The organism is Streptomyces sp. SCSIO 75703, assembly GCF_036607905.1.
Classification (GTDB): Bacteria; Actinomycetota; Actinomycetes; order Streptomycetales; family Streptomycetaceae; genus Streptomyces.
In genome coordinates this window covers 4636310-4660914 of record NZ_CP144555.1, presented here as the reverse complement: position 1 = coordinate 4660914, position 24605 = coordinate 4636310, and the positions used below count along the sequence as shown (strand labels likewise).

19 protein-coding genes and 2 tRNA genes are annotated in these 24605 nt (G+C 72.4%); 7 read left to right on the top strand and 14 right to left on the bottom strand.

What is annotated here, in order from left to right:
* Position 1: 1 nt before the first annotated feature.
* The gene (locus VM636_RS20455; protein ID WP_030418271.1) at positions 2 to 1522 is read right to left on the bottom strand and encodes a folylpolyglutamate synthase/dihydrofolate synthase family protein; all 1521 of its coding nucleotides are present in this window, start codon (positions 1520 to 1522) and stop codon (positions 2 to 4) included.
* A 116-nt stretch (positions 1523 to 1638) separates the two neighbouring features.
* A complete protein-coding gene (locus tag VM636_RS20450) occupies positions 1639 to 4263 on the bottom strand; it encodes a valine--tRNA ligase (RefSeq protein WP_338485276.1) in 2625 nt (874 codons plus the stop codon).
* Positions 4264 to 4400: 137 nt separating this feature from the next.
* On the opposite strand from VM636_RS20450, the gene VM636_RS20445 reads away from it, so the two are divergent.
* A complete protein-coding gene (locus VM636_RS20445; protein WP_030418269.1) occupies positions 4401 to 5393 on the top strand; it encodes a hypothetical protein in 993 nt (330 codons plus the stop codon).
* Between the two features lie 78 nt (positions 5394 to 5471).
* Here VM636_RS20445 and clpX read toward each other — a convergent pair whose 3' ends face one another.
* The 5 genes from clpX to VM636_RS20420 all read right to left on the bottom strand — a co-directional run bounded on the left by clpX (position 5472) and on the right by VM636_RS20420 (position 10351).
* Positions 5472 to 6758 carry an ATP-dependent Clp protease ATP-binding subunit ClpX gene (gene clpX / locus VM636_RS20440; RefSeq protein ID WP_030418268.1) on the bottom strand — a complete coding sequence of 429 codons (1287 nt, stop codon included), beginning with the start codon at positions 6756 to 6758 and terminating at the stop codon, positions 5472 to 5474.
* 180 nt (positions 6759 to 6938) lie between these two features.
* Entirely contained in the window at positions 6939 to 7619 is a 681-nt protein-coding gene (locus VM636_RS20435; protein ID WP_030418267.1) for an ATP-dependent Clp protease proteolytic subunit, read from the bottom strand.
* 130 nt (positions 7620 to 7749) lie between these two features.
* A complete protein-coding gene (locus tag VM636_RS20430; protein ID WP_030418266.1) occupies positions 7750 to 8355 on the bottom strand; it encodes an ATP-dependent Clp protease proteolytic subunit in 606 nt (201 codons plus the stop codon).
* 310 nt (positions 8356 to 8665) lie between these two features.
* Complete coding sequence (gene tig, locus VM636_RS20425; RefSeq protein WP_053912481.1) at positions 8666 to 10081, bottom strand: trigger factor; 1416 nt, start codon at positions 10079 to 10081, stop codon at positions 8666 to 8668.
* A gap of 193 nt (positions 10082 to 10274) precedes the next feature.
* Positions 10275 to 10351: transfer RNA gene (locus VM636_RS20420), tRNA-Pro, on the bottom strand.
* Between the two features lie 158 nt (positions 10352 to 10509).
* On the opposite strand from VM636_RS20420, the gene VM636_RS20415 reads away from it, so the two are divergent.
* Positions 10510 to 10583: transfer RNA gene (locus VM636_RS20415), tRNA-Gly, on the top strand.
* Positions 10584 to 10743: 160 nt separating this feature from the next.
* On the opposite strand, the gene VM636_RS20410 is transcribed toward VM636_RS20415, so the two are convergent.
* Positions 10744 to 10938: a hypothetical protein gene (locus VM636_RS20410; RefSeq protein WP_030418264.1), complete on the bottom strand. Its 195-nt coding sequence runs from the start codon at positions 10936 to 10938 to the stop codon at positions 10744 to 10746.
* A gap of 654 nt (positions 10939 to 11592) precedes the next feature.
* Here VM636_RS20410 and VM636_RS20405 point away from each other — a divergent pair.
* Positions 11593 to 12702, top strand: a complete 1110-nt coding sequence (locus VM636_RS20405) for an acyltransferase family protein (protein ID WP_338485275.1) — start codon at positions 11593 to 11595, stop codon at positions 12700 to 12702.
* Here the strand turns inward: VM636_RS20405 and VM636_RS20400 are convergent.
* From VM636_RS20400 to VM636_RS20380, 5 genes are all read right to left on the bottom strand, one after another.
* Positions 12699 to 13196 (bottom strand): HD domain-containing protein, encoded by a 498-nt coding sequence (locus VM636_RS20400; RefSeq protein ID WP_053912479.1) that lies wholly within the window; start codon positions 13194 to 13196, stop codon positions 12699 to 12701. The two genes, VM636_RS20405 and VM636_RS20400, sit on opposite strands and share 4 nt — an antisense overlap.
* 63 nt (positions 13197 to 13259) lie before the next feature.
* Positions 13260 to 14450: a PP2C family protein-serine/threonine phosphatase gene (locus VM636_RS20395; protein WP_030418261.1), complete on the bottom strand. Its 1191-nt coding sequence runs from the start codon at positions 14448 to 14450 to the stop codon at positions 13260 to 13262.
* Between the two features lie 258 nt (positions 14451 to 14708).
* Entirely contained in the window at positions 14709 to 15566 is an 858-nt protein-coding gene (locus tag VM636_RS20390; protein WP_030418260.1) for a DNA-formamidopyrimidine glycosylase family protein, read from the bottom strand.
* Between the two features lie 278 nt (positions 15567 to 15844).
* Entirely contained in the window at positions 15845 to 16330 is a 486-nt protein-coding gene (locus tag VM636_RS20385) for a ribose-5-phosphate isomerase (RefSeq protein ID WP_030418259.1), read from the bottom strand.
* Positions 16331 to 16482: 152 nt separating this feature from the next.
* Positions 16483 to 17064: a biotin transporter BioY gene (locus tag VM636_RS20380; RefSeq protein WP_030418258.1), complete on the bottom strand. Its 582-nt coding sequence runs from the start codon at positions 17062 to 17064 to the stop codon at positions 16483 to 16485.
* Positions 17065 to 17482: 418 nt separating this feature from the next.
* On the opposite strand from VM636_RS20380, the gene VM636_RS20375 reads away from it, so the two are divergent.
* Both VM636_RS20375 and VM636_RS20370 read left to right on the top strand, forming a co-directional pair.
* Positions 17483 to 18862 carry an amino acid permease gene (locus tag VM636_RS20375; RefSeq protein ID WP_030418257.1) on the top strand — a complete coding sequence of 460 codons (1380 nt, stop codon included), beginning with the start codon at positions 17483 to 17485 and terminating at the stop codon, positions 18860 to 18862.
* A 142-nt stretch (positions 18863 to 19004) separates the two neighbouring features.
* Positions 19005 to 19646 (top strand): superoxide dismutase, encoded by a 642-nt coding sequence (locus VM636_RS20370; protein WP_030418256.1) that lies wholly within the window; start codon positions 19005 to 19007, stop codon positions 19644 to 19646.
* Positions 19647 to 19796: 150 nt separating this feature from the next.
* On the opposite strand, the gene VM636_RS20365 is transcribed toward VM636_RS20370, so the two are convergent.
* A complete protein-coding gene (locus VM636_RS20365; protein ID WP_030418255.1) occupies positions 19797 to 20447 on the bottom strand; it encodes a DsbA family protein in 651 nt (216 codons plus the stop codon).
* 218 nt (positions 20448 to 20665) lie between these two features.
* On the opposite strand from VM636_RS20365, the gene pepN reads away from it, so the two are divergent.
* Together pepN and VM636_RS20355 are read left to right on the top strand one after the other, a co-directional pair.
* Positions 20666 to 23245, top strand: a complete 2580-nt coding sequence (pepN, locus tag VM636_RS20360; RefSeq protein ID WP_030418254.1) for an aminopeptidase N — start codon at positions 20666 to 20668, stop codon at positions 23243 to 23245.
* A gap of 246 nt (positions 23246 to 23491) precedes the next feature.
* Positions 23492 to 24544, top strand: coding sequence for a hypothetical protein (locus tag VM636_RS20355; protein ID WP_053912477.1), 1053 nt, complete (start codon positions 23492 to 23494; stop codon positions 24542 to 24544).
* The last annotated feature ends 61 nt before the right edge of the window (positions 24545 to 24605 follow it).

The window sequence follows — 24605 nt, the reverse complement described above, 5'->3', positions numbered from 1 at the left end:
GTCAGCCCTTCCCCAGCAGCAGTCGGGCCTCGCCGACGGTGATGACGGAACCGGTGACGAGCACACCGCCGCCCGCGAACTCGCCCTCCTCCTCGGCCAGCGTGATCGCGGCCTCCAGGGCGTCGGGCAGCCGCGGCTCGACCTGGACGCGGTCCTCGCCGAAGACCTCGACGGCGAGCGCGGCGAGCGCGTCGGCGTCCATGGCGCGGTGGGTGGAGTTCTGGGTGACGACGATCTCGGCGAAGACCGGCTCGAACGCCTCCAGCAGGCCCCGCACGTTCTTGTCGCCGCTGGCGCCGACCACGCCGATGAGCCGGCTGAACTGGAACGCCTCGCCGACCGCCTCGGCGGTGACGCGGGCGCCCGCCGGGTTGTGCGCGGCGTCCAGCACCACGGTCGGCGAGCGCCGCACGACCTCCAGGCGGCCGGGCGAGGCGACGGCGGCGAAGGCCCGGCGCACGGTCTCCCCGTCGAGTGGTTCGGCGCGCTCGGCGCCGACGCCGAAGAACGCCTCGACGGCGGCGAGCGCGACGGCCGCGTTGTGCGCCTGGTGGGCGCCGTGCAGGGGCAGGAAGACGTCGGTGTACTCGCCGCCGAGTCCGCGCAGGGTGAGGAGCTGGCCGCCGACGGCGACCTGGCGGGCGCCGACGCCGAACTCCAGGCCCTCGCGGGCCACGGTGGCGTCGACGGCGACGGCCTTCTTCAGCAGCGCCTGGGCGGCCTCGACGGGCTGCTGGGCGAGGATCACGGTGGCGCCCCGCTTGATGACGCCGGCCTTCTCGGCGGCGATCTCCGCGTGGGTCTCGCCGAGCCGGTCGGTGTGGTCGAGGTCGATGGGGGTGACGACGGCGACGTCCCCGTCGATGACGTTGGTGGCGTCCCAGGAGCCGCCCATGCCGACCTCGACGACGGCGACGTCGACCGGCGCGTCGGCGAAGGCCGCGTAGGCCATGCCGGTCAGCACCTCGAAGAAGGAGAGCCGGTACTCCTCGCGGGCGTCGACCATCTCGACGTAGGGGGCGATGTCGCGGTAGGTGTCGATGAAGCGTTCGGCGGAGACGGGTGCCCCGTCGAGGCTGATGCGTTCGGTGACCGACTGCACGTGCGGCGAGGTGTACCGGCCGGTGCGCAGGTCGAAGGCGCCGAGCAGGGCCTCGATCATGCGGGCGGTGGAGGTCTTGCCGTTGGTGCCGGTGATGTGGAGGGAGGGGTAGGAGCGCTGCGGCTCCCCCAGGACGTCCATCAGCGCGGCGATGCGGGCGACGGACGGCTCCAGCTTGGTCTCGCCCCAGCGGGTGGCCAGCTCCGCCTCCACCTCGCGCAGCGCGGCGTCCACCTCGGGGTCCTCGGGCCTGCCGGGCACGTCGGCCTCGGGCGGGCCGCCCTGGGTGCGCAGGGTGCGGCTGCCGGCCTCGATGACGGCGAGGTCGGGGTCGCGCCCGGTCTCGGAGGCGACGATCTCGTCGAAGGAGTCGAGCGGGTCGGGCTGCTCGCTGCTGTCGTGCGGGGGGAGCTCACTCACGGGGACCAGTCTACGTACCCGGGTGCGGCGGGCGGCCGTGCCTCCCCCGGGGCGGCGGGCACGCGAGGGCCCCCGCGGCCGGGTGGGTCGCGGGGGCCTTCGGGTGGGTGCGCGGGTCAGGCCTGCGGCAGGCGCTCCAGCTGGGCGGCGAGGCGCGCGATGTCGTCCTCGGCCTTGGCGAGCCGGCCGCGGATCTTGTCCACGACGTGGTCGGGTGCCTTGGCGAGGAACGCCTCGTTGCCGAGCTTGGCGGTGGCCTGGGCCTTCTCCTTCTCGGCGGCGGCCAGGTCCTTGGCGAGCCGCTTGCGTTCGGCGGCCACGTCGATGGCGCCGGAGAGGTCGAGGGCGACCTCGACCCCGGCCACCGGCAGCGTCGCCGTCGCGGTGAATGCCTCGCCCTCCGGCTGGAGGCGCAGCAGTTGGCGGATGGCCGCCTCGTGCGGGGCGAGCGCCGAGCCCTCCAGGGTGAGCCGGGCCGGCACCCGCTGGCCGGGCTGGAGGCCCTGGTCGTGGCGGAAGCGGCGCACCTCGGTGATGACGGCCTGGAGCGTCTCGATCTCGCGCTCGGCGGCGGCGTCGCGGAAGCCGGAGTCGCGCGGCCAGTCGGCGACGACCACGGACTCGCCGCCGGTCAGCGTGGTCCACAGCACCTCGGTGACGAAGGGGACCACGGGGTGCAGCAGCCGCAGGGTGACGTCGAGGACCTCGCCGAGGACGCGCTTGCCGACCTCGGCGGCGGCGCCGCCCTCCTGGAAGGTGGTCTTGGACAGCTCGACGTACCAGTCGAAGACCTCGTCCCACGCGAAGTGGTAGAGGGCGTCCGACAACTTGGCGAACTGGAAGTCCTCGTAGAGGGCGTCCACGTCGGCGACGGTGCGGCCGAGGCGGGAGAGGATCCAGCGGTCGGCGGCGGACATCTGCGAGGGGTCCGGGAGGGGGCCCTCGGTGGTGGCGCCGTTCATCAGGGCGAACCGGGTGGCGTTCCAGATCTTGTTGGCGAAGTTGCGGGACGCCTGGACCCACTCCTCGCCGATCGGGACGTCGGTGCCCGGGTTGGCGCCGCGCGCCAGGGTGAAGCGGACGGCGTCGGAGCCGTAGGCGTCCATCCAGTCGAGCGGGTCGACGACGTTGCCGAAGGACTTCGACATCTTCTTGCCGCGCTCGTCGCGGACCAGGCCGGTCAGGGCGACGGTCTTGAAGGGGACCTCCCCGTCCATGGCGTAGAGGCCGAACATCATCATCCGGGCGACCCAGAAGAAGATGATGTCGTGGCCGGTGACCAGGACGTCGGTCGGGTAGAACTTCTCCAGTTCCGGGGTGCGCTCGGGCCAGCCCAGGGTGGAGAAGGGCCACAGGCCCGAGGAGAACCAGGTGTCGAGGACGTCGGTGTCCTGGTGCCAGCCCTCGCCGGTGGGCGGTTCCTCGTCGGGGCCGACGCAGACGACCTCGCCGTCGGGGCCGTACCAGATCGGGATGCGGTGGCCCCACCAGAGCTGGCGCGAGATGCACCAGTCGTTCATGTGGTCGACCCAGTCGAAGTAGCGCTTCGCCATGTCCTCGGGGTGGATCGTCACCCGGCCGTCGCGGACGGCGTCGCCGGCCGCCTTGGCGAGCGGGCCGACCTTGACCCACCACTGCAGGGACAGGCGCGGCTCGACGGTGGTCTTGCAGCGCGAGCAGTGGCCGACGCTGTGGAGGTAGGGGCGCTTCTCGGCGGTGATCCGGCCCTGCGAGCGCAGCGCGGCGACGATCGCGGAGCGGGCCTCGAAGCGGTCCAGTCCCTCGAAGGGGCCGTGCGTGGTGATGACGCCGCGCTCGTCCATGACGGTGATGGACTCCAGGCTGTGGCGGCGGCCGATGGCGAAGTCGTTCGGGTCGTGGGCGGGCGTCACCTTGACGGCGCCGGTGCCGAACTCGGGGTCGACGTGCTCGTCGGCGACGACCGGGATGGTGCGGTCGGTCAGCGGCAGCTTGATGCGCTTGCCGACCAGGTGCCGGTAGCGCTCGTCGTCCGGGTGGACGGCGACGGCGGTGTCGCCGAGCATCGTCTCGGCGCGGGTGGTGGCGACGACGACCTTCTCGTCGCCCTCGCCGTACTCGATGGAGACGAGTTCGCCGTCGTCCTCCTGGTACTCGACCTCGATGTCGGAGAGGGCGGTCAGGCAGCGCGGGCACCAGTTGATGATGCGTTCGGCGCGGTAGATCAGCTCGTCCTCGTAGAGCCGCTTGAAGATGGTGAGGACGGCCCGGGAGAGCCCCTCGTCCATGGTGAAGCGCTCGCGGGACCAGTCGACGCCGTCGCCCAGGCGCCGCATCTGGCCGAGGATGCGCCCGCCGTAGTCCTCCTTCCACCGCCACACGCGGCGGGTGAACTCCTCGCGGCCCAGGTCGTGGCGGGACTTGCCCTCCTCGGCGAGCTGCTGCTCGACGCGGTTCTGGGTGGCGATGCCGGCGTGGTCCATGCCGGGCAGCCACAGGGCCTCGTGGCCCTGCATGCGCTTGCGGCGGGTCAGGGCGTCCATCAGCGTGTGCTGGAAGGCGTGGCCCAGGTGGAGGGAGCCGGTGACGTTCGGCGGGGGGATGACGATGGTGTACGGGGGCTTCTCGCTGTGCGGGTCGGCGGTGAAGTAACCCCGCTCTACCCAGCGCTCGTACAGCTTCCCCTCTACCTCGGCCGGCGTGTACTGGGTCGGCAGTTCGGTCGTGGGGGCTGGCTGCGGATGCTGAGTGTTCTCGGTCACGGGGCCCAGTTTACGGGCGTCACGGCCCAGTACCGAAACGCGTTTCCTTTGTAACGGTGGGCCCCCCGGTGGCCTGGCCGGCGTGTCGCCGGGTGAGGATGTCAACACCACGTAAGCGTCTGGAGGGGAACCCAGAGATGAGTCACAATCAGCCGGGGCCGTACGGCGGTCCGCCCCAGCAGCCCGGACCCTACGGCCAGCCGGGGCCGTACGGTCAGCCGCCGCAGGCCCCGCAGCCGGGCTACGGCTACCCCCAGCAGACGCCGCCCCCGCAGCCGGGCTACGGCTATCCGCAGCAGCCGCAGCAGGGCGGGGCCCCGCCGCAGCAGCCGTACGGTCAGCAGCCGCCGCCGTACGGCCAGCAGCCCCCGTACGGCCAGCAGCCGCCGTACGGTCAGCAGCCCTACGGCGCGCCGCAGCCCCCGGCCGGCGACGGCAAGAAGAAGACGGGCCTGATCATCGGCGCGGTGGCCGTGGTCGCGGCGGTCGGCGTGGGCGCCTACTTCGTGTTCGGCGGCGGCGGTGGCGGCGGGCTGGAGGACGACGGCGCGCACAAGCTGACCACCCCGAAGAAGGTGCTCGGCGAGTACACGCTGGCCTCGCAGACCGAGAGCGGCGACGCGGACACCGCCAAGGACATGAAGAAGAGCGGCGTCGAGGACGGCACCACCATCGTGGGCCAGTGGTCGACGGCCGACCTGAGCGGCTTCGACCCCCAGGACCCCTCGACCCTGCCCGACCAGGAAGAGCTGCTGAAGGCCAAGGGCATCACCATGATGGGCGGCTACGGGAAGATCTCCGACCCGCAGGCCACCCTGGACACCTTCTTCGCCTCCATCCAGAAGGAGCTGAAGGACAAGGGCTCCGGCGGCTCGGGCGGCATGGAGAACCTGGAGCTGGTGGGCGATCCCGAGAAGGTCGACATCGACGGCGCGGTCGCCAAGTGCCAGTCGACGAAGTCCGTCAACGGGCTGACCAAGAAGGATTCGACCGACTGGTTCTGCGCCTGGGCCGACTACAGCACGGTCGCCATGGTCTCGCCGGGCGACAACACCGGCACCGGCGTCGGCAAGGACACCGCGGTGGACATCACCGCCAAGCTCCGCGAGGAGATCCGCGTCGGGAACTGAGCGCCTCGCGCGTACGGCGAAGGGCCCCGGTCGGGTGACCGGGGCCCTTCGCCGTACGCGGGCCGGGACGGGTGTCCGTCAGGCCGTCTTCTGCTCGCCCGGTCCCCTCCCCCGCGAATCGCGGGGGATCAGGGTGGGGTTGACGTTGGAGAGGACCACGTCGGCGGTGATGACGACGCGGGCGACGTCCTTGCGGGAGGGCACTTCGTACATGACGCCCTGGAGGACCTCCTCCATGATGGCGCGCAGTCCGCGGGCGCCGGTCTGGCGCAGGATCGCCTGGTCGGCGATGGCTTCGAGGGCCTCGCGTTCGAAGTCCAGTTCCACGCCGTCGAGTTCGAACAGGCGCTGGTACTGCTTGACCAGGGCGTTGCGCGGCTCGACGAGGATCTTCAGCAGGGCCTCGCGGTCCAGGTTGTGGACCGAGGTGAGGACGGGCAGGCGGCCGATGAACTCGGGGATCATGCCGAACTTGACCAGGTCCTCCGGCATGACCTCCTCGAACTGGTCCTTGGACTCCAGCTCGCGCTTGGAGCGGATCGTGGCGCCGAAGCCGATGCCCTTGGCGCCCGCCCGCCCCTCGATGATCTTCTCCAGTCCGGCGAAGGCGCCGCCCACGATGAACAGGACGTTCGTCGTGTCGATCTGGATGAACTCCTGGTGCGGGTGCTTGCGTCCGCCCTGCGGGGGCACCGAGGCCGTGGTGCCCTCCAGGATCTTCAGCAGGGCCTGTTGGACGCCCTCGCCGCTGACGTCGCGGGTGATGGAGGGGTTTTCACTCTTCCGCGCGACCTTGTCGATCTCGTCGATGTAGATGATGCCGGTCTCGGCCTTCTTGACGTCGTAGTCGGCGGCCTGGATCAGCTTCAGCAGGATGTTCTCGACGTCCTCGCCCACGTACCCCGCCTCGGTGAGCGCCGTGGCGTCGGCGATCGCGAAGGGCACGTTCAGCATGCGGGCGAGGGTCTGGGCCAGCAGGGTCTTGCCGGAGCCGGTGGGCCCGAGGAGCAGGATGTTGGACTTCGCCAGTTCGATGGCGTCCTCGCGGCCCTGGGCACCGCCGTTCTCCCCGGCCTGGACCCGCTTGTAGTGGTTGTACACCGCGACGGACAGGGCCTTCTTGGCGGCCTCCTGGCCGACCACGTAGCCCTCCAGGAACTCGTAGATCTCGCGGGGCTTGGGCAGTTCCTCCCAGCGCACCTCGCTGGTCTCGGCCAGCTCTTCCTCGATGATCTCGTTGCAGAGGTCGATGCACTCGTCGCAGATGTACACACCGGGCCCTGCGATGAGCTTCTTGACCTGCTTCTGGCTCTTGCCGCAGAACGAGCACTTGAGCAGATCGCCGCCGTCACCGATGCGTGCCACGGTGTGCTTCCCCTTCGCCTGGGAGACGCCTGGACGTCGACGTCCAGCGGACTCCTGGTGCTGCCTTATGTCCGACGGTACCTTGCCCGGCCCCCCGGCCGGGCCCCCCTTGGCATGGATCGCTTTGACGTGGACCCAGCCAAACCATGCCAAGGGGCGGCAGACGATACAGCCTCCCGCCTAGCGGAGGGAGGAGTTGTCCATCTTCCGGGTGGTGATGATCTGGTCGATCAGGCCGTAGCTCAGCGCGTCCTCGGCCGTGAGGATCTTGTCGCGCTCGATGTCCTCGCGGATCTTCTCGACCGGGGTGGTCGAGTGCTTGGCCAGCATCTCCTCGAGCTGCGCGCGCATGCGCAGGATCTCGTTGGCGGCGATCTCCAGGTCGGAGACCTGGCCGCGGCCGGTCTCGCTGTAGGGCTGGTGGATCAGGATGCGGGCGTTCGGCAGCGCCATCCGCTTGCCGGGCGTGCCGGCGGCCAGCAGGACGGCGGCGGCGGAGGCCGCCTGGCCCATGCAGACGGTCTGGATGTCGGGCTTCACGTACTGCATCGTGTCGTAGATGGCCGTGAGCGCGGTGAAGGAGCCGCCGGGGCTGTTGATGTAGACCGAGATGTCCCGGTCGGGGTCCATCGACTCCAGGCACAGGAGCTGGGCCATGACGTCGTTGGCGGAGGCGTCGTCGATCTGCACGCCGAGGAAGATCACGCGCTCCTCGAACAGCTTCGCGTACGGGTCGTACTCGCGCACGCCCTGCGAGGTGCGCTCGACGAAGCGCGGGATGATGTAGCGGGACTCGGCCGAGGGGCCGGTGTACTCGGCACGCGCGCGGTCGTACAGGCCGCTGCCGGGGAAGTCGTTCACGGTGTCTCCTGGAAAGGGCTGAGGCGGTCGGCTCGGGTCTGGCTGCGGGGCGTGCCGGGTGCCCGTGCGGGGTCCGGCTCGGCTGCCGCGGGGGCCCGGGTGATGCCCCGGCTGCCCGCGGGGGCGCGGGTCAGGCCCCGGTGCCGCCGCCGCCCGGCATGCCGGCGGCCGTGGCGATGACGTCGTCGATGAGGCCGTACTCCTTGGCCTCGAAGGCGTCGAACCAGCGGTCGCGGTCGGAGTCGCGGGTGATCTGCTCGACCGTCTGGCCGGTGTGCTGCGAGGTCAGCTCCGCCATGCGCTTCTTGGTGTGCAGCAGGCGCTCGGCGTGGATCTTGATGTCCGAGGCCGAACCGGCCAGGCCGGCGGAGGGCTGGTGGATCAGGATCTCGGCGTTCGGCAGGGCGAAGCGCTTGCCGGGGGTGCCCGCGCTGAGCAGGAACTGCCCCATGGAGGCCGCGAGGCCCATGGCGATGGTCACCACGTCGTTCTTGATGTACTGCATGGTGTCGTAGATCGCCATGCCGGCCGTGATGGAGCCGCCGGGGCTGTTGATGTAGAGGAAGATGTCCTTGTCCGGGTCGGAGGCAAGGAGCAGCAGCTGCGCGGTGATCTTGTTGGCGATGTCGTCGTCCACGGGCTGCCCGAGGAAGATGATCCGCTCGTTGAGCAGCCGGTTGTAGACCTGGTCGCCGAGACCACCACCGATGGAGGGCTCGCCGGCGGCGGAGGGCATCAGATTCGTCACGTATCCACCTGCTCGTCTTAACGACGGCGCCGGGCCGTCTCACGTGTTCTGCCGGGGCTCGGGGCCGTCCGTCCGGCCGTTTCCGGGGACTCCCCTGCCCTCGTATTCATGGACCCTAACGCGGTGACCCTGCGGTGCCATCCCGGTTCCCGCGGTGTTCGCTGTGAGCGCATGCAGCCGGGGCGGGCGGCGGGACACGGCCGTGCCCTGCGGGGTTTCGCCCGTACGGCCGTACGACAGACGGGCCCCGGCGTGGTCGTCCGGGGCCCGTCGTGCGTCCGTGGGGGCGGCGCGAGGATCAGCCCTCGGTCTTCTCCCCGGCCTTGTCCTCGGCACCCTCGGCGGGGGCCTCGGCGGCGGCGTCGGCCGTCTCGGCCCCGGCGGCCTCGGCGGTCTCGTCGTCCTCGTCGTCCAGGTCGACGACCTCGCCGTTGGTGTCCTTCACGGTGGCCTTCTCGACCACGGCGGCCAGGGCCTTGCCGCGGGCGACCTCGCCGACGAGCAGCGGGACCTGGCCCTGCTCGACGACGGCCTGGGCGAACTGGTCGGGGGACATGCCGGAGGAGGCCGCGCGCCGCATGAGGTGCTCGGTCAGCTCCTCCTGGTTGACGTTGAGCTTCTCCTGCTTGACCAGCTCGTCGAGGACGAACTGGGTCTTGATGCCCTTGACGGCGGCCTCGCGGGTCTCGGTCTCGAACTCCTCGGCGGTCTTGCCCTGGAGCTCCAGGTACTTGTCGAGGGTGAGGCCCATCTGGCCGAGCTGGTGGTGCTCCAGGTTGTGCTTGCGGGTGTTGATCTCGTCCTCGAGGAGCTTCTCGGGGACGGGCACCTCGACGAGCTCCAGGAGCTTGTCGAGCACGCGCTCCTGGGCCTGGGTGGCCTGGTCGTACTGCTTCATGTCGGCCAGCCGCTTGCGGCTGTCGGCCTTCAGCTCCTCCAGCGTGTCGAACTCGGAGGCGAGCTGGGCGAAGTCGTCGTCCAGCTCGGGCAGCTCGCGCTTGGCGACCTGGGTGACCTTGACGGTGACCTGGGCCTCCTTGCCGGCCGCCGAGCCGCCCTTCAGCTCGGAGGCGAAGGTGGCCTCGCCGCCGGCCTCCAGGCCCTTGACGGCGTCGTCGATGCCGTCGAGCAGCTCGCCGGAGCCGATGGTGTAGGAGACGCCGTCGGCGACGCCGTCCTCCAGCACCTCGCCGTCGACCTCGGCGCGCAGGTCGAGGGTGACGACGTCGCCGTCCTCGGCCGCGCGCTCGACCGGCGAGGTGGTGGCGAAGCGCTCGCGGAGCTGCTCCACCGACTTGTCGAGGTCCTCGTCGGTGACCTCGACGGCGTCGACCTCGACCTCGATGCCGGAGTAGTCCGGGATCTCGAGGGCCGGGCGGATGTCGACCTCGGCGGTGAAGTTCAGCGTCTCGCCGTCCTTCAGCTCGGTGATGTCGACCTCGGGCTGGCCCAGCGGGTTCAGCTCGGCCTCGTTGACGGCGTCGGTGTAGAACTTGGGAAGCGCGTCGTTGACGGCCTCCTCCAGCACCGCACCGCGGCCGAAGCGCTGGTCGATGACGCGGGCAGGGATCTTGCCCTTGCGGAAGCCCTTCACCGTGACCTGCTGGTTGATCTTCTTGTACGCCGCGTCGAGGCTGTCCTTGAGCTCCTCGAAGGGCACCTCGACAGTGAGCCGAACCCGGGTCGGGTTCAGGGTCTCCACGGCGCTCTTCACGGTTCGGTCTCCTTGTGGCTGACTTCTCGGGATCGCCGGGACCTGGGGCTCCGGCTGCTACGCCGCCCGGAGACTGCAGACGCTGAGACACACGGGCGTGCAGCTTGCATAGTAACGGCAGCGCCTGCACGTCCCCAAAGGCGACCGTGTGGACGGACCCCCGGCGGGGCCGCGGCCGGGAACGGCCGGCGGATGGTCGGGGTGGCGGGATTTGAACCCACGGCCTTCCGCTCCCAAAGCGGACGCGCTACCAAGCTGCGCCACACCCCGTCTGGTGCGACACGTAGGGTACATGCCGCCGCGCGCCGCGGCCTCCGGGTTCTCCCGCCCGTGACGGTGCGGCACGGGTGGGAACGGGGTGTGCGCGCACCGGTGCCGACCCGCTACGATGCCTCCAGTGCCGCCGCGGTGACGGTGGCGCGCGATGTGCGGGCGTAGCTCAATGGCAGAGCACTAGTCTTCCAAACTAGCTACGCGGGTTCGATTCCCGTCGCCCGCTCCAGTCGTGGCTCCGGCCCGGTCCCCCTGTGGGGGCCGGGCCGGAGTCGTTCGCGCTCCGTGGACGTGGGGGGCGGGCCGCGACGGGGCCGTCGCGGGGGTGGGGCCCGGCGGGCGTGGGGGCGCCGTCGGGCGGGCGGGGGCGGGTCGCGGTTCCCGGGTGCCTAGAAGCGGATGGAGTTGATCGTGTCCGCTATCGAGTTCAGGAACCGCTGGATGTCGTCGGCCATGCCCGTGGAGGCGAGGAAGAAGCCGAAGAGGATCGCGACGATCGCCGGGCCCGCCTTGAGGGAGCCGCCGCGTAGCAGCACCACCAGGATGATCGCCAACAGCAGCACCACGGACAGTGAAATGGCCACAACTGATCACACCCTCGGTCGGTCCGCACTCCCGGCCCGGGGCGCGATCCGGCGCACCCCCGCCAGAACCATCGTGCCACCAACGGGGCCCCACTATGCGGCAGGTGACACGACGTCCGCGCCGGACCCCGGACGGAGCGGCCCGGCCGAGGGCCCGCGGAGCACGACCGAGGGGTGCCGTACAGGAATTCGACGGGGGACCCGCACGGGGAATTCCGGCCACCTCGTTTCCCTGCCCACACACCTTCTTCGCAGGAAATACGAATTCACGCCGCGGGGCGCGGTGGTGGGGCGTGGCCGGGAAGCGCGGGTGTCCCGGCGGCGCATTCCGGACCGCCCTCCGGTGTCCTTATGTGCGCCTGAGAAGCGATGAATCATGACAAGCCGGGAGCGTCTCCCCATCCGGTGTGCGCCGGGCAGTCGGGCGGCAACATGCCGTCGTGTGGGGCCCGTCACGTAATCCCGCAGGTCAACTCTCGGGGAATTGCGGGTAGTCGCGCAGCGAGCCGTGAAGCCGAATACAGGAATGACGTGGATGGTTTTACGGAATCAGCCGGACAACGCTAGGGTGCCTCAGATGTTGAACGCTGCCTCGTCCCCCACAAACGCAGCGGGGTCCCGGACCCGCCCGCCCGGCCGAGGGCGGGGGGCCGTATGACCGACACGCTGCCGTCGCAGGACCGAGCGGCCCCCTCCGGCGCTCGGCGCGACCCCTTCTTCGACAACGCCAAGTACCTGGCGATCGTGCTGGTGGCCATGGGCCACGCGTGGGACCCGCTGAACGACGACAGCCGGGTCATCGACACGCTGTACACCGTCGTGTACGTCTTCCACATGCCGGCGTTCATCATCATCTCCGGCTATTTCTCCCGCAGTTTCGACATGCGGCCGGACCGGCTGCGCCGGCTCGTCACCGGGGTCGCCGTCCCGTACGTCGTCTTCGAGACCGCCTACGCCCTCTTCCAGCGCTACGTCGCCGGGGACGAGGGGCACGACATCAGCCTCATGTCGCCCTGGTACCTGACCTGGTTCCTGTGCGCGCTGTTCGTGTGGCGTCTGACCACCCCGCTGTGGAAGACGATCCGCCAACCGCTCGCGGTCTCGCTGGTCGTCGCCATGCTGGCGTCGGTCTCCCCGTCGATCGGCTACGACCTCGGCATGCAGCGCCTGCTGCAGTTCCTGCCGTGCTTCGTGCTGGGCCTGTGTCTGCGGCCCGAGCACTTCACCATGGTGCGGCGCCGCGCGGTGCGGGTGCTGTCGGTGCCGGTGTTCGCGGCGGCCCTGCTGGTCGGCTGGTTCGTGTCGCCGAACATGGACGCGGGCTGGATCTACCGCAACTCCGCCGCGCAGGACATGGGCGCCCCCTGGTGGATCGGGCCGGTGATGGTCCTCGCGCTGTTCGGCTGCTCGGTGCTGCTGACGGCCTGCTTCTTCGCCTGGGTGCCGGGCCGCCACACGTGGTTCACGGCGCTGGGCGCGGGCACGCTGTACGGCTACCTGCTGCACGGATTCCTGATCAAGGCCGGCTACATCGGCGACTGGTACTCCCACCCCGCCCTGCACCGGCCGGTCGGCGAGATCGCGCTGACCGTGCTGGCCGCGGTGGCGGTCACCCTGATGTGCACGGCGCCGGTGCGGCGGGCGCTGCGCTGCGTGATGGAGCCGCGGATGGAGTGGGCGTTCCGCCGGGACGCGGCCGAACTGGCCCGCGAGCGCGCCGAGCGCGAGCCGTCCGGGGAGCGCCGGGAGAAGGTCTCGGCCTAGCCGGGCGGGCCGTCCCGGCCCCCTCCGGTGCCCCGCGGGTCCGGCAGGCCGAGGAGTGCGCGCATCCGCGCGTACTTCGCGGTCAGCCGGGCGCGGGTGGCCGCGTCGAGGAGGGCGAGCCGCTCCGGGTCCGCGTTGTGCGCGAGGTCGGCCTCCTTGACCAGCGCGGCGCCCGGCGTGGCCAGGACGCGGGCCGCGTACGCCTCCGGGGGCTCCCCCGGGCGTCTGGTGAGGGCGAGGACGATGTCCTTGGTGCGCCGGCTCAGCGGGGCCCCGTTGAGCCACGCCTCGCTGAGGGCGTCGTCCTCCACGGCGTCGTGCAGCCAGGCCGCGGCGATCTGGTCGGCGTCCCCGCCGCGGCGCCGGACGCCCTCGGCGACGGCCCGCAGGTGCTCGGCGTAGGGGCGGCCCGCCTTGTCGGTCTGGGCCGCGTGGGCCTCGCGGGCCAGCGTCTCGACCTCGGCCGGGGTGAGCGGTGGGGTGGTGGGGCGCACGCTCCCCAGTGTGCCAGGGGGCCGGCGGCGCCCCCGGGCCGGGCACCCGCCGGCCGGCCGGGGTCAGTCGCCGAACGGCGCCTGCGCCCCCGCGGACGGGCCCTCGCGGCTGATCAGCAGCAGCGCCCGGTCGTCGTTGACGTCCTTGGCGACCGCCTCGATCAGGTGCCAGGCCGCGCCGTGGAAGCCTCCGGCGACGTAGCGGTCGGCCTCGCCGGTGAGCCGGTCGATGCCCTCGGCGATGTCCCGGTCGGCGGTCTCCACCAGCCCGTCGGTGAAGAGCATCAGCACGTCCCCGGGGCGCAGGGAGCCCTTCACCGGGTCGAACTGGGCGCCGTCGTACACGCCGAGCAGCGGGCCGTCGGCGGACTTCTCCTCCCAGCGGCCGGTGCCGGCGCTGAGCTGGAGGCCCGGCGGGTGCCCGGCGGAGTACAGCTCGTAGTCGCCCGAGTCGAGGTCGAGGACGAGGTGGATGGAGGTGGCGAAGCCCTCGTCCCAGTCCTGGCGGAGCAGGTAGCCGTTGGCGGCGGGCAGGAAGGCGTGCGGGGGCAGGCTGCCCAGCAGTCCGCCGAAGGCGCCGGAGAGCAGCAGCGCGCGGGAGCCGGCGTCCATGCCCTTGCCGGAGACGTCGGTGAGGACGACCTCCAGCGTCCGGCCGCCGCCGGTGCGGGCGGCGACGACGAAGTCGCCGGAGAAGGACTGGCCGCCCGCCGGGCGCAGCGCCATCTCCCGGTGCCAGCCCACCGGCAGGGTGGGCAGCTTGCTCTGGACGCGGATGCGTTCGCGCAGGTCGAAGAGCATGGTGCCGCCGCGCCGCCAGGGCACGCCGACGCGGCTGCGGAACTGGGCGATCAGCAGGCCGAAGAATCCGCAGGCCGCGACGACCAGGACCACGCCGGGGGTGACGCGGGAGGGGCCCTCGGTGTACGGGCCGAGGCGCACCGACTCGACGATCAGCGCCGTGGCCGCCGCCGCGTACAGGCCGAGCAGGCTGGCCGGGCGCAGCAGCAGTCCGCCGGCGACGATCGGCAGCACCAGCGCGGCCGGGGAGAACCACACCGAGTTCATCATGGTGGTGGCCGTGATCACGGGGATCGTCAGCAGCAGTCCGGCCAGGGCGATCCAGTCGGAGCCGTCGCCGCGGAAGTAGTCGACGGCGGATCGGCGCAGCCCGACGCGGGCCCGGTGCCACTGCTTCTTCAACCGGGCCGTGAACGTCTCGGCTTCCGCGCGCCGCTGTCGTCCTGCTGCCATCAGTTCGGGACCCTATCCATCGGACCGGCCGCTCGGTACGGGAGGTCCTGGTTGTCCCCCGTCCGAGCCCGGCTCACCCTGCACGTCACCGGCGGTCCTCCGGCGGCCGGCCGGCGGATGTCGCCTCGCTCTGTCGCGGGCCCCGGTGGTCGCGGCCCCCCTGGCCCAAGACGGTACCGGCCCGGCGGACGGGCGAGGGGAGAAAACGGGAGGCCGGGGGTACGGCTTCGCGCCGGGCGCACGGGTCCTGACGGGGCGTCAGGAGCGTTGGCAGGTGGGACACCAGAAGAGGTTGCGGGCGGCGAGCCCGGCGGTGCGGACCTCGTCGCCGCACAGGTGGCAGGGGAGGCCGGCCCGGCGGTAGACGTAGACCTCGCCGCCGTGGTCGTCGACGCGGGGCGGGCGGCCCATCGCCTCGGGGGTGTGCTCGGGGCGGACGGTGTCGATGCGGTTGAGGCGGACTCCTTCGCGCATGAGGCCGGCCAGGTCGTGCCAGAGGGCGTCCCATGTGGCGCGGGTGAGGGAACGGCCGGGCCGGTAGGGGTCGATGCCGTGCCGGAAGAGGACCTCGGCGCGGTAGACGTTGCCGACGCCGGAGACGACCTTCTGGTCCATGAGCAGGGCGGCGATGGTGGTGCGGCTGCGGGATACGCGGGCGTAGGCGGCGCCGGGGTCCGCGTCGTGGGGGCGCAGCGGGTCGGGGCCGAGCCGGTCGTGGACGGCCTGTTTCCCGGCCGGGGTGATCAGGGCGCAGGTGGTGGGGCCGCGCAGGTCGAGCCAGGTGGTGGTGTTGGCCAGGCGCAGGCGGACGGTGTCGGTGGGCGGCGCCGGACGGGGCGGTTCGCCGGTGGTGGCGCCGAAGGTGACCTTGCCGAAGAGGCCGAGGTGGATGTGTATCCAGTCGGCTGCGCCGTCGCCGTCGAAGCCGTCGTCGCCGCCGCCGAAGCCGAGGAAGAGGTGCTTGCCGTGGGCGTCGGCGGTGCGCAGGACGGTGCCGGTGAGCAGGGCGGCGGCGTCGCTGAACTTGCCCTGGGGGCTGGTGACGCGCACGGTGGTGCCGGCGAAGGCGGCGGCGCAGTCCTCCGCCAGCCGGTGGATGGTGTGCCCTTCCGGCACGGACGTCGTCCTTTCTGTGCCCGGTCCGGCCCGGTCCGGCCCGGTCCCGCCCGGTCCGGTCCGTCTCGGCGGCCCGGCCTTCCTCTGCCGGGTGCGTCCCGGCCGGCCTGCTCCGCCCGGCCCGGCCCGTCCGGCGGGCGCTCGGGCGCGGTCCGCCGGCGCCGCGGGGCGCCGGAGCGGGCGCCCGGCCGCGGAGGCCGCCGCGGGGCGCCGGGGCGGGCGCGGCTGCCCGGGGCGGGCGCCCCGGGGCCGCGTGCGTCGGCGGTCGCCGCCGGTGGTTACCGCTGCGGGTGGTGCGGGGGGATCGGGGGGAGGTCGCCCGTGGTCTCGTAGGCGGAGAGCATGTCGATGCGGCGGACGTGCCGCTCGTCGCCGGAGAAGGGCGTGCCGAGGAAGGTCTCGACGAACTTCGTCGCCTCCTCCTGGCTGTGCATGCGGGCGCCGACCGCGACCACGTTGGCGTCGTTGTGCTGCCGGCCGAGGGCGGCGGTCTCCTCGCTCCAGGCGAGCGCGGCGCGGACGCCCTTGACCTTGTTGGCGGCGATCTGCTCGCCGTTGCCGGAGCCGCCGATCACGATGCCGAGCGAGCCGGGGTCCGCGGCCGTCTTCTCGGCGGCGCGGAGGCAGAAGGGCGGGTAGTCGTCCTGGGCGTCGTAGAGGTGCGGTCCGCAGTCGACGGGCTCGTGGCCCGCCGCCTTCAGCCATTCGACGAGGTGGTTCTTGAGTTCGTAGCCCGCATGGTCGGAGCCGAGATACACGCGCATGCGACGAGTGTGACACGGGGTCCGCGGGGGGTGTGCGCCGGGTGACGGCGGACGGCGCCCCTCGCCGCGCCCGGGGCGGCGGGCGGATGTGTCCCGGTACGCGAAGAGGTCCGCCGGGCGGTGCCGGCGGACCTCGGGCGCGGGGCGGCCGGTCAGCGGCGGCCGAGCAGCTTCCAGGCGGTGGGCAGGACGCCCATGGCCAGGGCGGCCTTGAGGGCGTCGCCGATCAGGAACGGGGTGAGCCCGGCGGCGATGGCGGCACCGGCGGACATGCCGGTGGACAGGGCCAGGTAGGGGACGCCGACGGCGTAGATGACCGCGGAGCCCAGCAGCATCGTGCCGGCCATCCGCCACACGGAGCGGTCGGCGCCGCGGCGGGCGAGGGCGCCGACGGCCGCGGCGGCGAGCATCATGCCGAAGACGTAGCCGAGGGAGGGGGCGAGGGCGCCGGAGCCGCCCTCGGCGAACCAGGGCATGCCGGCCATGCCGACCAGCGCGTACAGCGCGAGAGAGAGCAGGCCGCGGCCGGCGCCGAGGGAGGTGCCGACGAGGAGCGCCGCGAAGGTCTGGCCGGTCACCGGCACCGGGGAGCCCGGCACGGGCACCGCGATCTGGGCCGCGAGGCCGGTGACGACGGCGCCGCCGGCGACGAGCGCGGCGTCCCGGACGCGGGAGGAGGGGATGAGATCGGCGAGGACCTGCCCGGTGCGGGCGGGGACGGCAGCGGTGCTCATGGGGACTCCGCGGTGGTGTGGACATGTCGGACACCGCGACGCTATCCCAGCGGGCGGCGGCCGATCACCAGCAGTGCCCGACAAGGCGGGGTCGGGGGCTTGGTGGGCTCCCGACAAAGGTCGCGCGGCATGCGTGTTCCGGGGTGATGCCGGTCACTGAGGTGACGAGGTGAGCGTCACCCGCGCCAGGGCCGTCCGGGGCCGCGGCGACTGTGGGGTTCCGCCAACTCGGCGTGTCCGCGCGGGAACCGGGGAAGGCTGTAGCCGTACGGTCACCCTCCGCACCGGAAGTGTCCGCATCGTGGGCGACGGCTGTCGCGCGCGGGCGGCGCGTCCCAGACTGTGGGCGTTTTACCCACCCCCCGCGCCCCCAGCACCCCACGTCCCCGTCCCCCCACGCATTGGACGAGCCGCGCCCATGTCCAGCACCACCACGAAGACCCCGTCCCGTCCGGACGGGACCTCGCTGTCGCACGGTCTCAAGCAGCGCCACCTGTCGATGATCGCCCTCGGCGGGGTGATCGGCGCGGGGCTGTTCGTCGGTTCCGGGGCGGGCATCGCCGCCGCCGGCCCCTCCATCGTCCTCGCCTACACGCTCTCCGGCCTCCTGGTGATGCTGGTGATGCGGATGCTGGGCGAGATGTCGGCGGCGTACCCCTCGTCGGGGTCCTTCTCCGCGCACGCCGAGCGGGCGTTCGGCCCGTGGGCCGGTTTCACCGCGGGGTGGGGTTTCTGGGTGCTGCTGTGCACGGCGGTCGGGCTGGAGGGCATCGGCGCCGCGCAGATCGCGTCCAACTGGCTGCCGGGTACGCCGGAGTGGGCGTGGGTCGCGCTGTTCATGGCGGCGTTCTGCGGCGCCAACCTGGCGGCGGTGCGCAACTTCGGCGAGTTCGAGTTCTGGTTCGCCGCGCTCAAGGTGGGCGCGATCTCGCTCTTCCTGCTGCTGGGCGTCCTCGCCATCGCCGGCGTGCTGCCGGGGACCGACGCGCCGGGCACGGCCCACCTGGGCGAACTGCTGCCGCACGGCGGGGAGGGCCTGGTCATCGGCCTGCTCGCCTCGGTGTTCGCGTACGGCGGGCTGGAGACGGTGACCATCGCGGCGGCGGAGTCGGAGAACCCGGTCAAGGGCGTGGCGAGGGCGGTGCGCACCGCGATGTGGCGGATCGCCCTCTTCTACGTCGGGTCGATGGCGGTCATCGTCACCCTGGTGCCGTGGGACTCCCCCGCGGTGGTCCAGAAGGGCCCCTACGTCGCCGCCCTCGACTCGCTGGGCATCCCGGGCGCGGCCCAGCTCATGAACGTCGTGGTCTTCGTGGCGCTGCTGAGCGCGATGAACGCGAACATCTACGGCGCGTCCCGCATCGCCTACTCGCTGGTGGAGCGCGGCCAGGGCCCGAAGGCGCTCGGCCGGGTCTCGGGCGGGGTGCCGCGGCGGGCGGTGCTCGCCTCCAGCGCCTTCGGCTTCGGCTGCGTGCTGCTGAGCTACTGGCGGCCGGACGACGTCTTCTCCTGGCTGCTCAACATGATCGGCGCGGTCATCCTGGTCGTCTGGATCTTCATCGCCGCCTCCCAGCTCCGGCTGCGGCGCCGGATGGAGCGGGAGGAGCCGGAGAAGCTGGTGGTGCGCATGTGGCTGTTCCCCGGGCTGACGGTGGTGGCGCTGGCGGGGATGGCCGCGGTGTTCCTGCTGATGGCGCGTGAGCCGGACACCCGGGTGCAGCTCTACTCGACGGGTGCCATGACGCTGGCGCTGGCCGCCGCCGGGTACGTCCGGCAGCGGCGGCGGGCCCGCGCCTGACCCGGTCCGCGGTCCGAGGGGTCCTCGTACGGAAGCTCTCCGTACGGGGACCCTTTTGCGTGCCCCGCCGTGCCCGCGCCCCCTTCTGCTGCTAGCGTGCACTTGCAAGCCTTTTGCAATAAGCGTCCGGAGGGGATCCCCCATGCCCGTCTACACACTTCCCGAACTGCCCTACGACTACTCCGCGCTCGCCCCCGTGATCAGCCCCGAGATCATCGAGCTGCACCACGACAAGCACCACGCGGCGTACGTCAAGGGCGCCAACGACACGCTGGAGCAGCTCGCCGAGGCGCGGGACAGGGAGACGTGGGGCGCGATCAACGGACTGGAGAAGAACCTCGCCTTCCACCTGTCCGGACACATCCTCCACTCGATCTACTGGCACAACATGACCGGCGACGGCGGCGGCGAACCGCTGGCCGCGGACGGGGTGGGCGACCTCGCGGACGCCATCACCGAGTCCTTCGGCTCCTTCGCCGGGTTCAAGGCGCAGCTCTCGAAGGCGGCGGCGACCACGCAGGGCTCCGGCTGGGGCGTCCTCGCCCACGAGCCGCTGAGCGGCCGGCTGATCGTGGAGCAGGTCTACGACCACCAGGGCAACGTCGGCCAGGGCGCGACGCCGATCCTCGTCTTCGACGCCTGGGAGCACGCCTTCTACCTGCAGTACAAGAACCAGAAGGTCGACTTCATCGAGGCCATGTGGAAGGTCGTGAACTGGCAGGACGTGGCCCGGCGCTACGAGGCCGCCAGGTCGCGGACGAACACGCTGCTGCTGGCGCCCTGAGCGCCGGACCGCGGACGTCCTGCCTCGTGATCGTCTTCTCACCCTTCACGGCGGCAGGCGCAGAGGGGAAGCCCCCGCGAGGACGTGACTCGCGGGGGCTTCCCGTGTGCCGGTGGCCCGTGCGCGCGCGTGCGGTGGCCCCGGGGCCCGTCAGAGGTTGCCGAAGTCCGGCCCCTTGGTGCGGGTGCGCTTGATCTCGTAGAAGCCGGGGACGGAGGCGACGGCGAGGGTGCCGTCCCAGAGGCGGGCCGCCTCCTCGCCCCGCGGGGCCGGGGTGACGACCGGGCCGAAGAAGGCGATCTGCTCGCCGTCGGCGCCGGGCACGGCGATGACCGGGGTGCCGACCTCCTGGCCGACCTTCTCGATGCCCTCCCGGTGGGAGGCGCGCAGCTGCGGCTCGTAGGGGGTGTCGTCCCAGTGGTCCATGAGGGAGTCGGGCAGCCCGGCGTCCTTCAGCGCGGCGGCGACGGTCTCGCGGCCGGCCTCCTCGCCCCGGTTGTGGAAGCGGGTGCCGAGCGCGGTGTAGAGGTCGCCGAGGACCTCGGGCCCGTGCTCCTCGCGGGCGGCGATGACGACGCGGACCGGGCCCCACGCCTTGGTCTCCAGCAGCTCGCGGTACTCCTCGGGCAGTTCGTCGAGCCGGTCCTCGTTGAGCACGGCGAGGCTCATCACGTGCCAGCGCACCCGCACGTCGCGGACCTTCTCCACCTCCAGCATCCACCGCGAGGTCATCCAGGCCCAGGGGCACAGCGGGTCGAACCAGAAGTCGACGGGGGTCTTGCCGGAGACGGTCTCGGTCATGGCTCTCCTCGGTGGTGACAGCACGGGCGCGCGGCGCCTCTCCCCACGGGAACACCCTCCGGCGCCCGGCGCATTCCCGGCACCGCCGCGGGCTCCCGCACGCGGGCCGGGCGGGGCCGCGCGCCCCGCCCGGGGACATTCCCCCGTACCGGGCACGGGGACCGCGTGGCAGGATCGGTGGCGTCCACATCGTGAACACCACCGAGGGAGTGCCGCCCGTGCCCGGAGAGAATCTGTCCCGCGACGAGGCCCGGGAGCGGGCCGCCCTGCTCCGCGTCGACGGGTACGAGGTGTCCCTCGACGTGCGCTCGGCGACCGGCGCGGCACACGACGGCGAGCCGCGCACCTTCCGCTCCGTCACCACGATCCGCTTCCGCTGCAACGAGCCCGGGGCCGCGAGCTTCGCGGACCTGATCGCGCCCAGCGTGACCGCCGTCAGCCTCAACGGCCGCGACCTCGACCCGAGCGAGGTCTTCGACGGCACCCGCATCGTCCTGGAGGACCTGGCCGCCGACAACGAGCTGGTCGTCGACGCGCAGTGCGCCTACTCGCGCACCGGCGAGGGCATGCACCGCTTCGTCGACCCCGAGGACGGCGAGGTGTACCTGTACACCCAGTACGAGCCGGCCGACGCGCGCCGGGTCTTCGCCAACTTCGAGCAGCCGGACCTCAAGGCGCCCTACCGCTTCGAGGTGCGGGCGCCCGAGGAGTGGACGGTGTGGAGCAACGGCACCGGCGAACGCGCCGACGGCGTCTGGCGGTTCGCCGAGACCAAGCCGATCTCCACGTACATCACCTGCGTGGTCGCCGGGCCGTACCACTACGTGACGGACTCCTACTCCCGTACGTTCGCGGACGGTTCGACACTGGAGATCCCGCTCGGCGCGCTGTGCCGCAAGGGCCTGGCCCCGTACTTCGACGCGGAGGACGTCTTCCTCGTCACCAAGCAGGGCCTGGACTTCTTCCACGACCACGTCGACTACCCGTACCCGTTCGGCAAGTACGACCAGGCGTTCGTGCCGGAGTACAACCTCGGCGCGATGGAGAACCCGGGAATGGTCACCTTCCGCGAGGAGTTCATCTTCCGCGGCAAGGTGACGCAGGCGTCCTACGAGAGCCGCGCCAACGTCATCCTGCACGAGATGGCGCACATGTGGTTCGGCGACCTGGTCACCATGGAGTGGTGGGACGACCTGTGGCTGAAGGAGTCCTTCGCGGACTTCATGGGCGCCTTCTCGCTGGTCGGCGCGACCCGCTTCACCGACGGCTGGGTCACCTTCGCCAACCGCCGCAAGTCGTGGGCGTACCGGGCCGACCAGCTCCCCTCCACGCACCCGATCACCGCGGACATCCGCGACCTGCAGGACGCCAAGCTCAACTTCGACGGCATCACCTACGCCAAGGGCGCCTCCGTCCTCAAGCAACTGGTGGCCTACGCGGGCCAGGACGCCTTCCTGGAGGGCGCCCGCCGCTACTTCAAGCGGCACGCCTACGGCAACACCCGCCTCGGCGACCTGCTCGCGGTGCTGGAGGAGACCAGCGGGCGCGACATGGCCGCCTGGGCGCGCTCCTGGCTCCAGACCGCGGGCGTGAACACGCTGACCCCGCAGGTGCTGCTGGACGCCGGGGGCCGGATCGACGAGCTGGCCGTGGTGCAGGAGGCCGCCGAGTCACACCCCGAACTGCGCCCGCACCGGGTGGCGGTGGGCCTCTACCGGCGCACCGGGAGCGGCACCCTGGAGCGGTACGCGCGGGCCGAGACGGACGTCGAGGGGCCGCGCACGGTGGTGGCGGAGCTGGCCGGAGCCGAGGCGCCGGACCTCGTGCTGGTCAACGACGACGACCTCACCTACTGCAAGATCCGCTTCGACGAGACGTCCCTGGCCACGCTGCGCGAGGGGCTCGGCGGGCTCACCGACCCGCTGGCGCGGGCGCTGTGCTGGGGCGCCCTGTGGAACATGACGCGGGACGCGCTGCTGCCGGCCCGCGACTTCATCGCGCTGGTGCTGCGCTTCGCGGGCCGCGAGTCCGACATCGGCGTCCTGCAGATGCTGCACGCCTGGGCGCAGTCGGCGCTGGTGCACTACACGGCCCCCGGCCGGCGCGAGAGCGGCGGCCGGCTGCTGGCCGAGGGCGCGCTGCGGGAGCTGCGCCGGGCCGAGCCGGGCGGTGAGCCGCAGCTCGCGTGGGCCCGGTTCCTGGCGGCGGTGGCCTCCGGCGAGCCGGAACTGGCGCTGCTGCGCGGTCTGCTGGACGGCACGGAGAAGATCGAGGGCCTGGAGGTGGACCAGGAGCTGCGCTGGGCGTTTTTGGAGCCGCTCACCGCGCACGGCGCCGCCGACGAGGGCGTCCTCGCCGCCGAACTCGCCCGGGACGACACGGCCTCCGGCAAGCGCCACCAGGTGCGCTGTCTGGCCGCCCGCCCGTCCGAGGCGGTGAAGGCGCAGGCGTGGGCGCAGGTGGTGGAGTCCGACGCGCTCTCCAACGCGCTGGTGGAGGCGACCATCGCGGGCTTCGCGCAGCCTTCCCAGCGGGAGCTGCTGGCCCCGTACACGGAGCGGTACTTCGCGGCGATCGAGCGGGTGTGGACCGAGCGGTCCATCCAGATCGGGATGGTCGTGGTCCAGGGCCTGTTCCCGGCGCTGCCCGACTCGCGCGAGACCCTCGACGCGACGGACGCGTGGCTCGCGGAGCACGAGGGGGCCGCCCCGGCGCTGCGCCGGCTGGTGCTGGAGGCGCGGGACGACCTGGCGCGGGCGCTGCGCGGCCAGGAGTGCGACGCGGCGGCGGCCGGCTGAGCCGGCCGGTCCATGGGGCCGCCCCGGGTGCCGGGCACCCGGGGCGGCCCGATGTCTGGCCAAGGCTTCGGCGCTGGGTCATCGTTACCGAATCCGGGCACAGCAGGCCGTAACCTCCGGGCACACCCGAACGGACCAGCGCCTTCGGCATCCGAACACCCGTCCTTGAGGACGGGCTTGTCCGGGTTTGCCGACGGACGTGTAACAGTGGTTAAAAACCGGACGGGTCGCGGGAGATTCCTGGTCATGACGCACGACATCCCGCTCTCCCCCCACCGTCTGACCGATCCGGCCGGCGAACCGTCCCCGGTGCTCTCCGCCGCGCAGTTGCGGGCCCGCGGTGTCACCGCCGCCGAGGCCGACGAGCGGTGCCGTCCCGGCGGCCCCTGGCAGCGGCTGCTGCCCGGCGTGGTCCTGCTCCGTCCGGGTCCCCCGACCGGCGAGGAGAAGGTGCGGGCGGTGCTGCTGTACGCGGCGCGGGCGCGGGCCCCGAGAGCGGCGACGGCCTGCGGCGCCCCGGCCCGGCCCGGCCTCGCGGAGCCCTCCGCTCCCTCTCCGGAGGCCGTGATCACCGGCCTGGCGGCGCTGGCCCTGCACGGGGTGCGCTCCGTTCCCCCGCTGCCGTCACTGGCCGCCGTCGACGTGCTGGTGCCGCGGCTGCGCCGGCTGCGCTCCACCGGCTGGGCCCGGATCGTGCGCACGGCCGCCCTGCCGGCGGCGGTGCGGGTCGACGGCGTGCCGGTGGCGCCGGTGGCGCGGGCGCTGGCCGACGCGGTGGCCCAGGAGACGGACGGGGACCTGATCCGCCGGCTGCTGGCCGCGGCGGTGCGCGACGGGCACTGCGAACCGGCGGCGGCGGTGCGCGAGCTGAACCGGGCGCGGCTGCTGGACCGGCCGCAGGTGGTGGCCGCGGTGGACTCGCTGGTGGCGGAGGGCCGGGCGCGCGCGGAGGACCGGCTGTACCGGATGGTGCGGGTGCAGGGGCTGCCGGACCCGTTGTGGAACGTCGACCTGCGGCTGCCGGGCGGACCGCACCTCGGCGGGCTGGACGCGTACTGGCCGGAGCAGGCGGTGGCGCTGGAACTGGACACCCGTGTCCACCGGCGGGCCGGGGACGGCGGGGCGCCGGAGCCGGGCGCGCTGCGCGAGCACCTGGAGCGGCTCGGCATCACGGTGGTGCGGATCACGCCCAGGGCGCTGCGGGAGGCGCCGGAGCAGCAGGCGGCGGTGGTCCGCACGGCGCTGATGGCGGCGGCCGACCGGGAGCCGGCCGCGTACGTGGTGGTGCTGCCCCGCTAGGTGTATTGATCACGAGTGGGGGTCACGCCGCGCTCGCGGGGTCCGGCCCGGTCCCCACGAA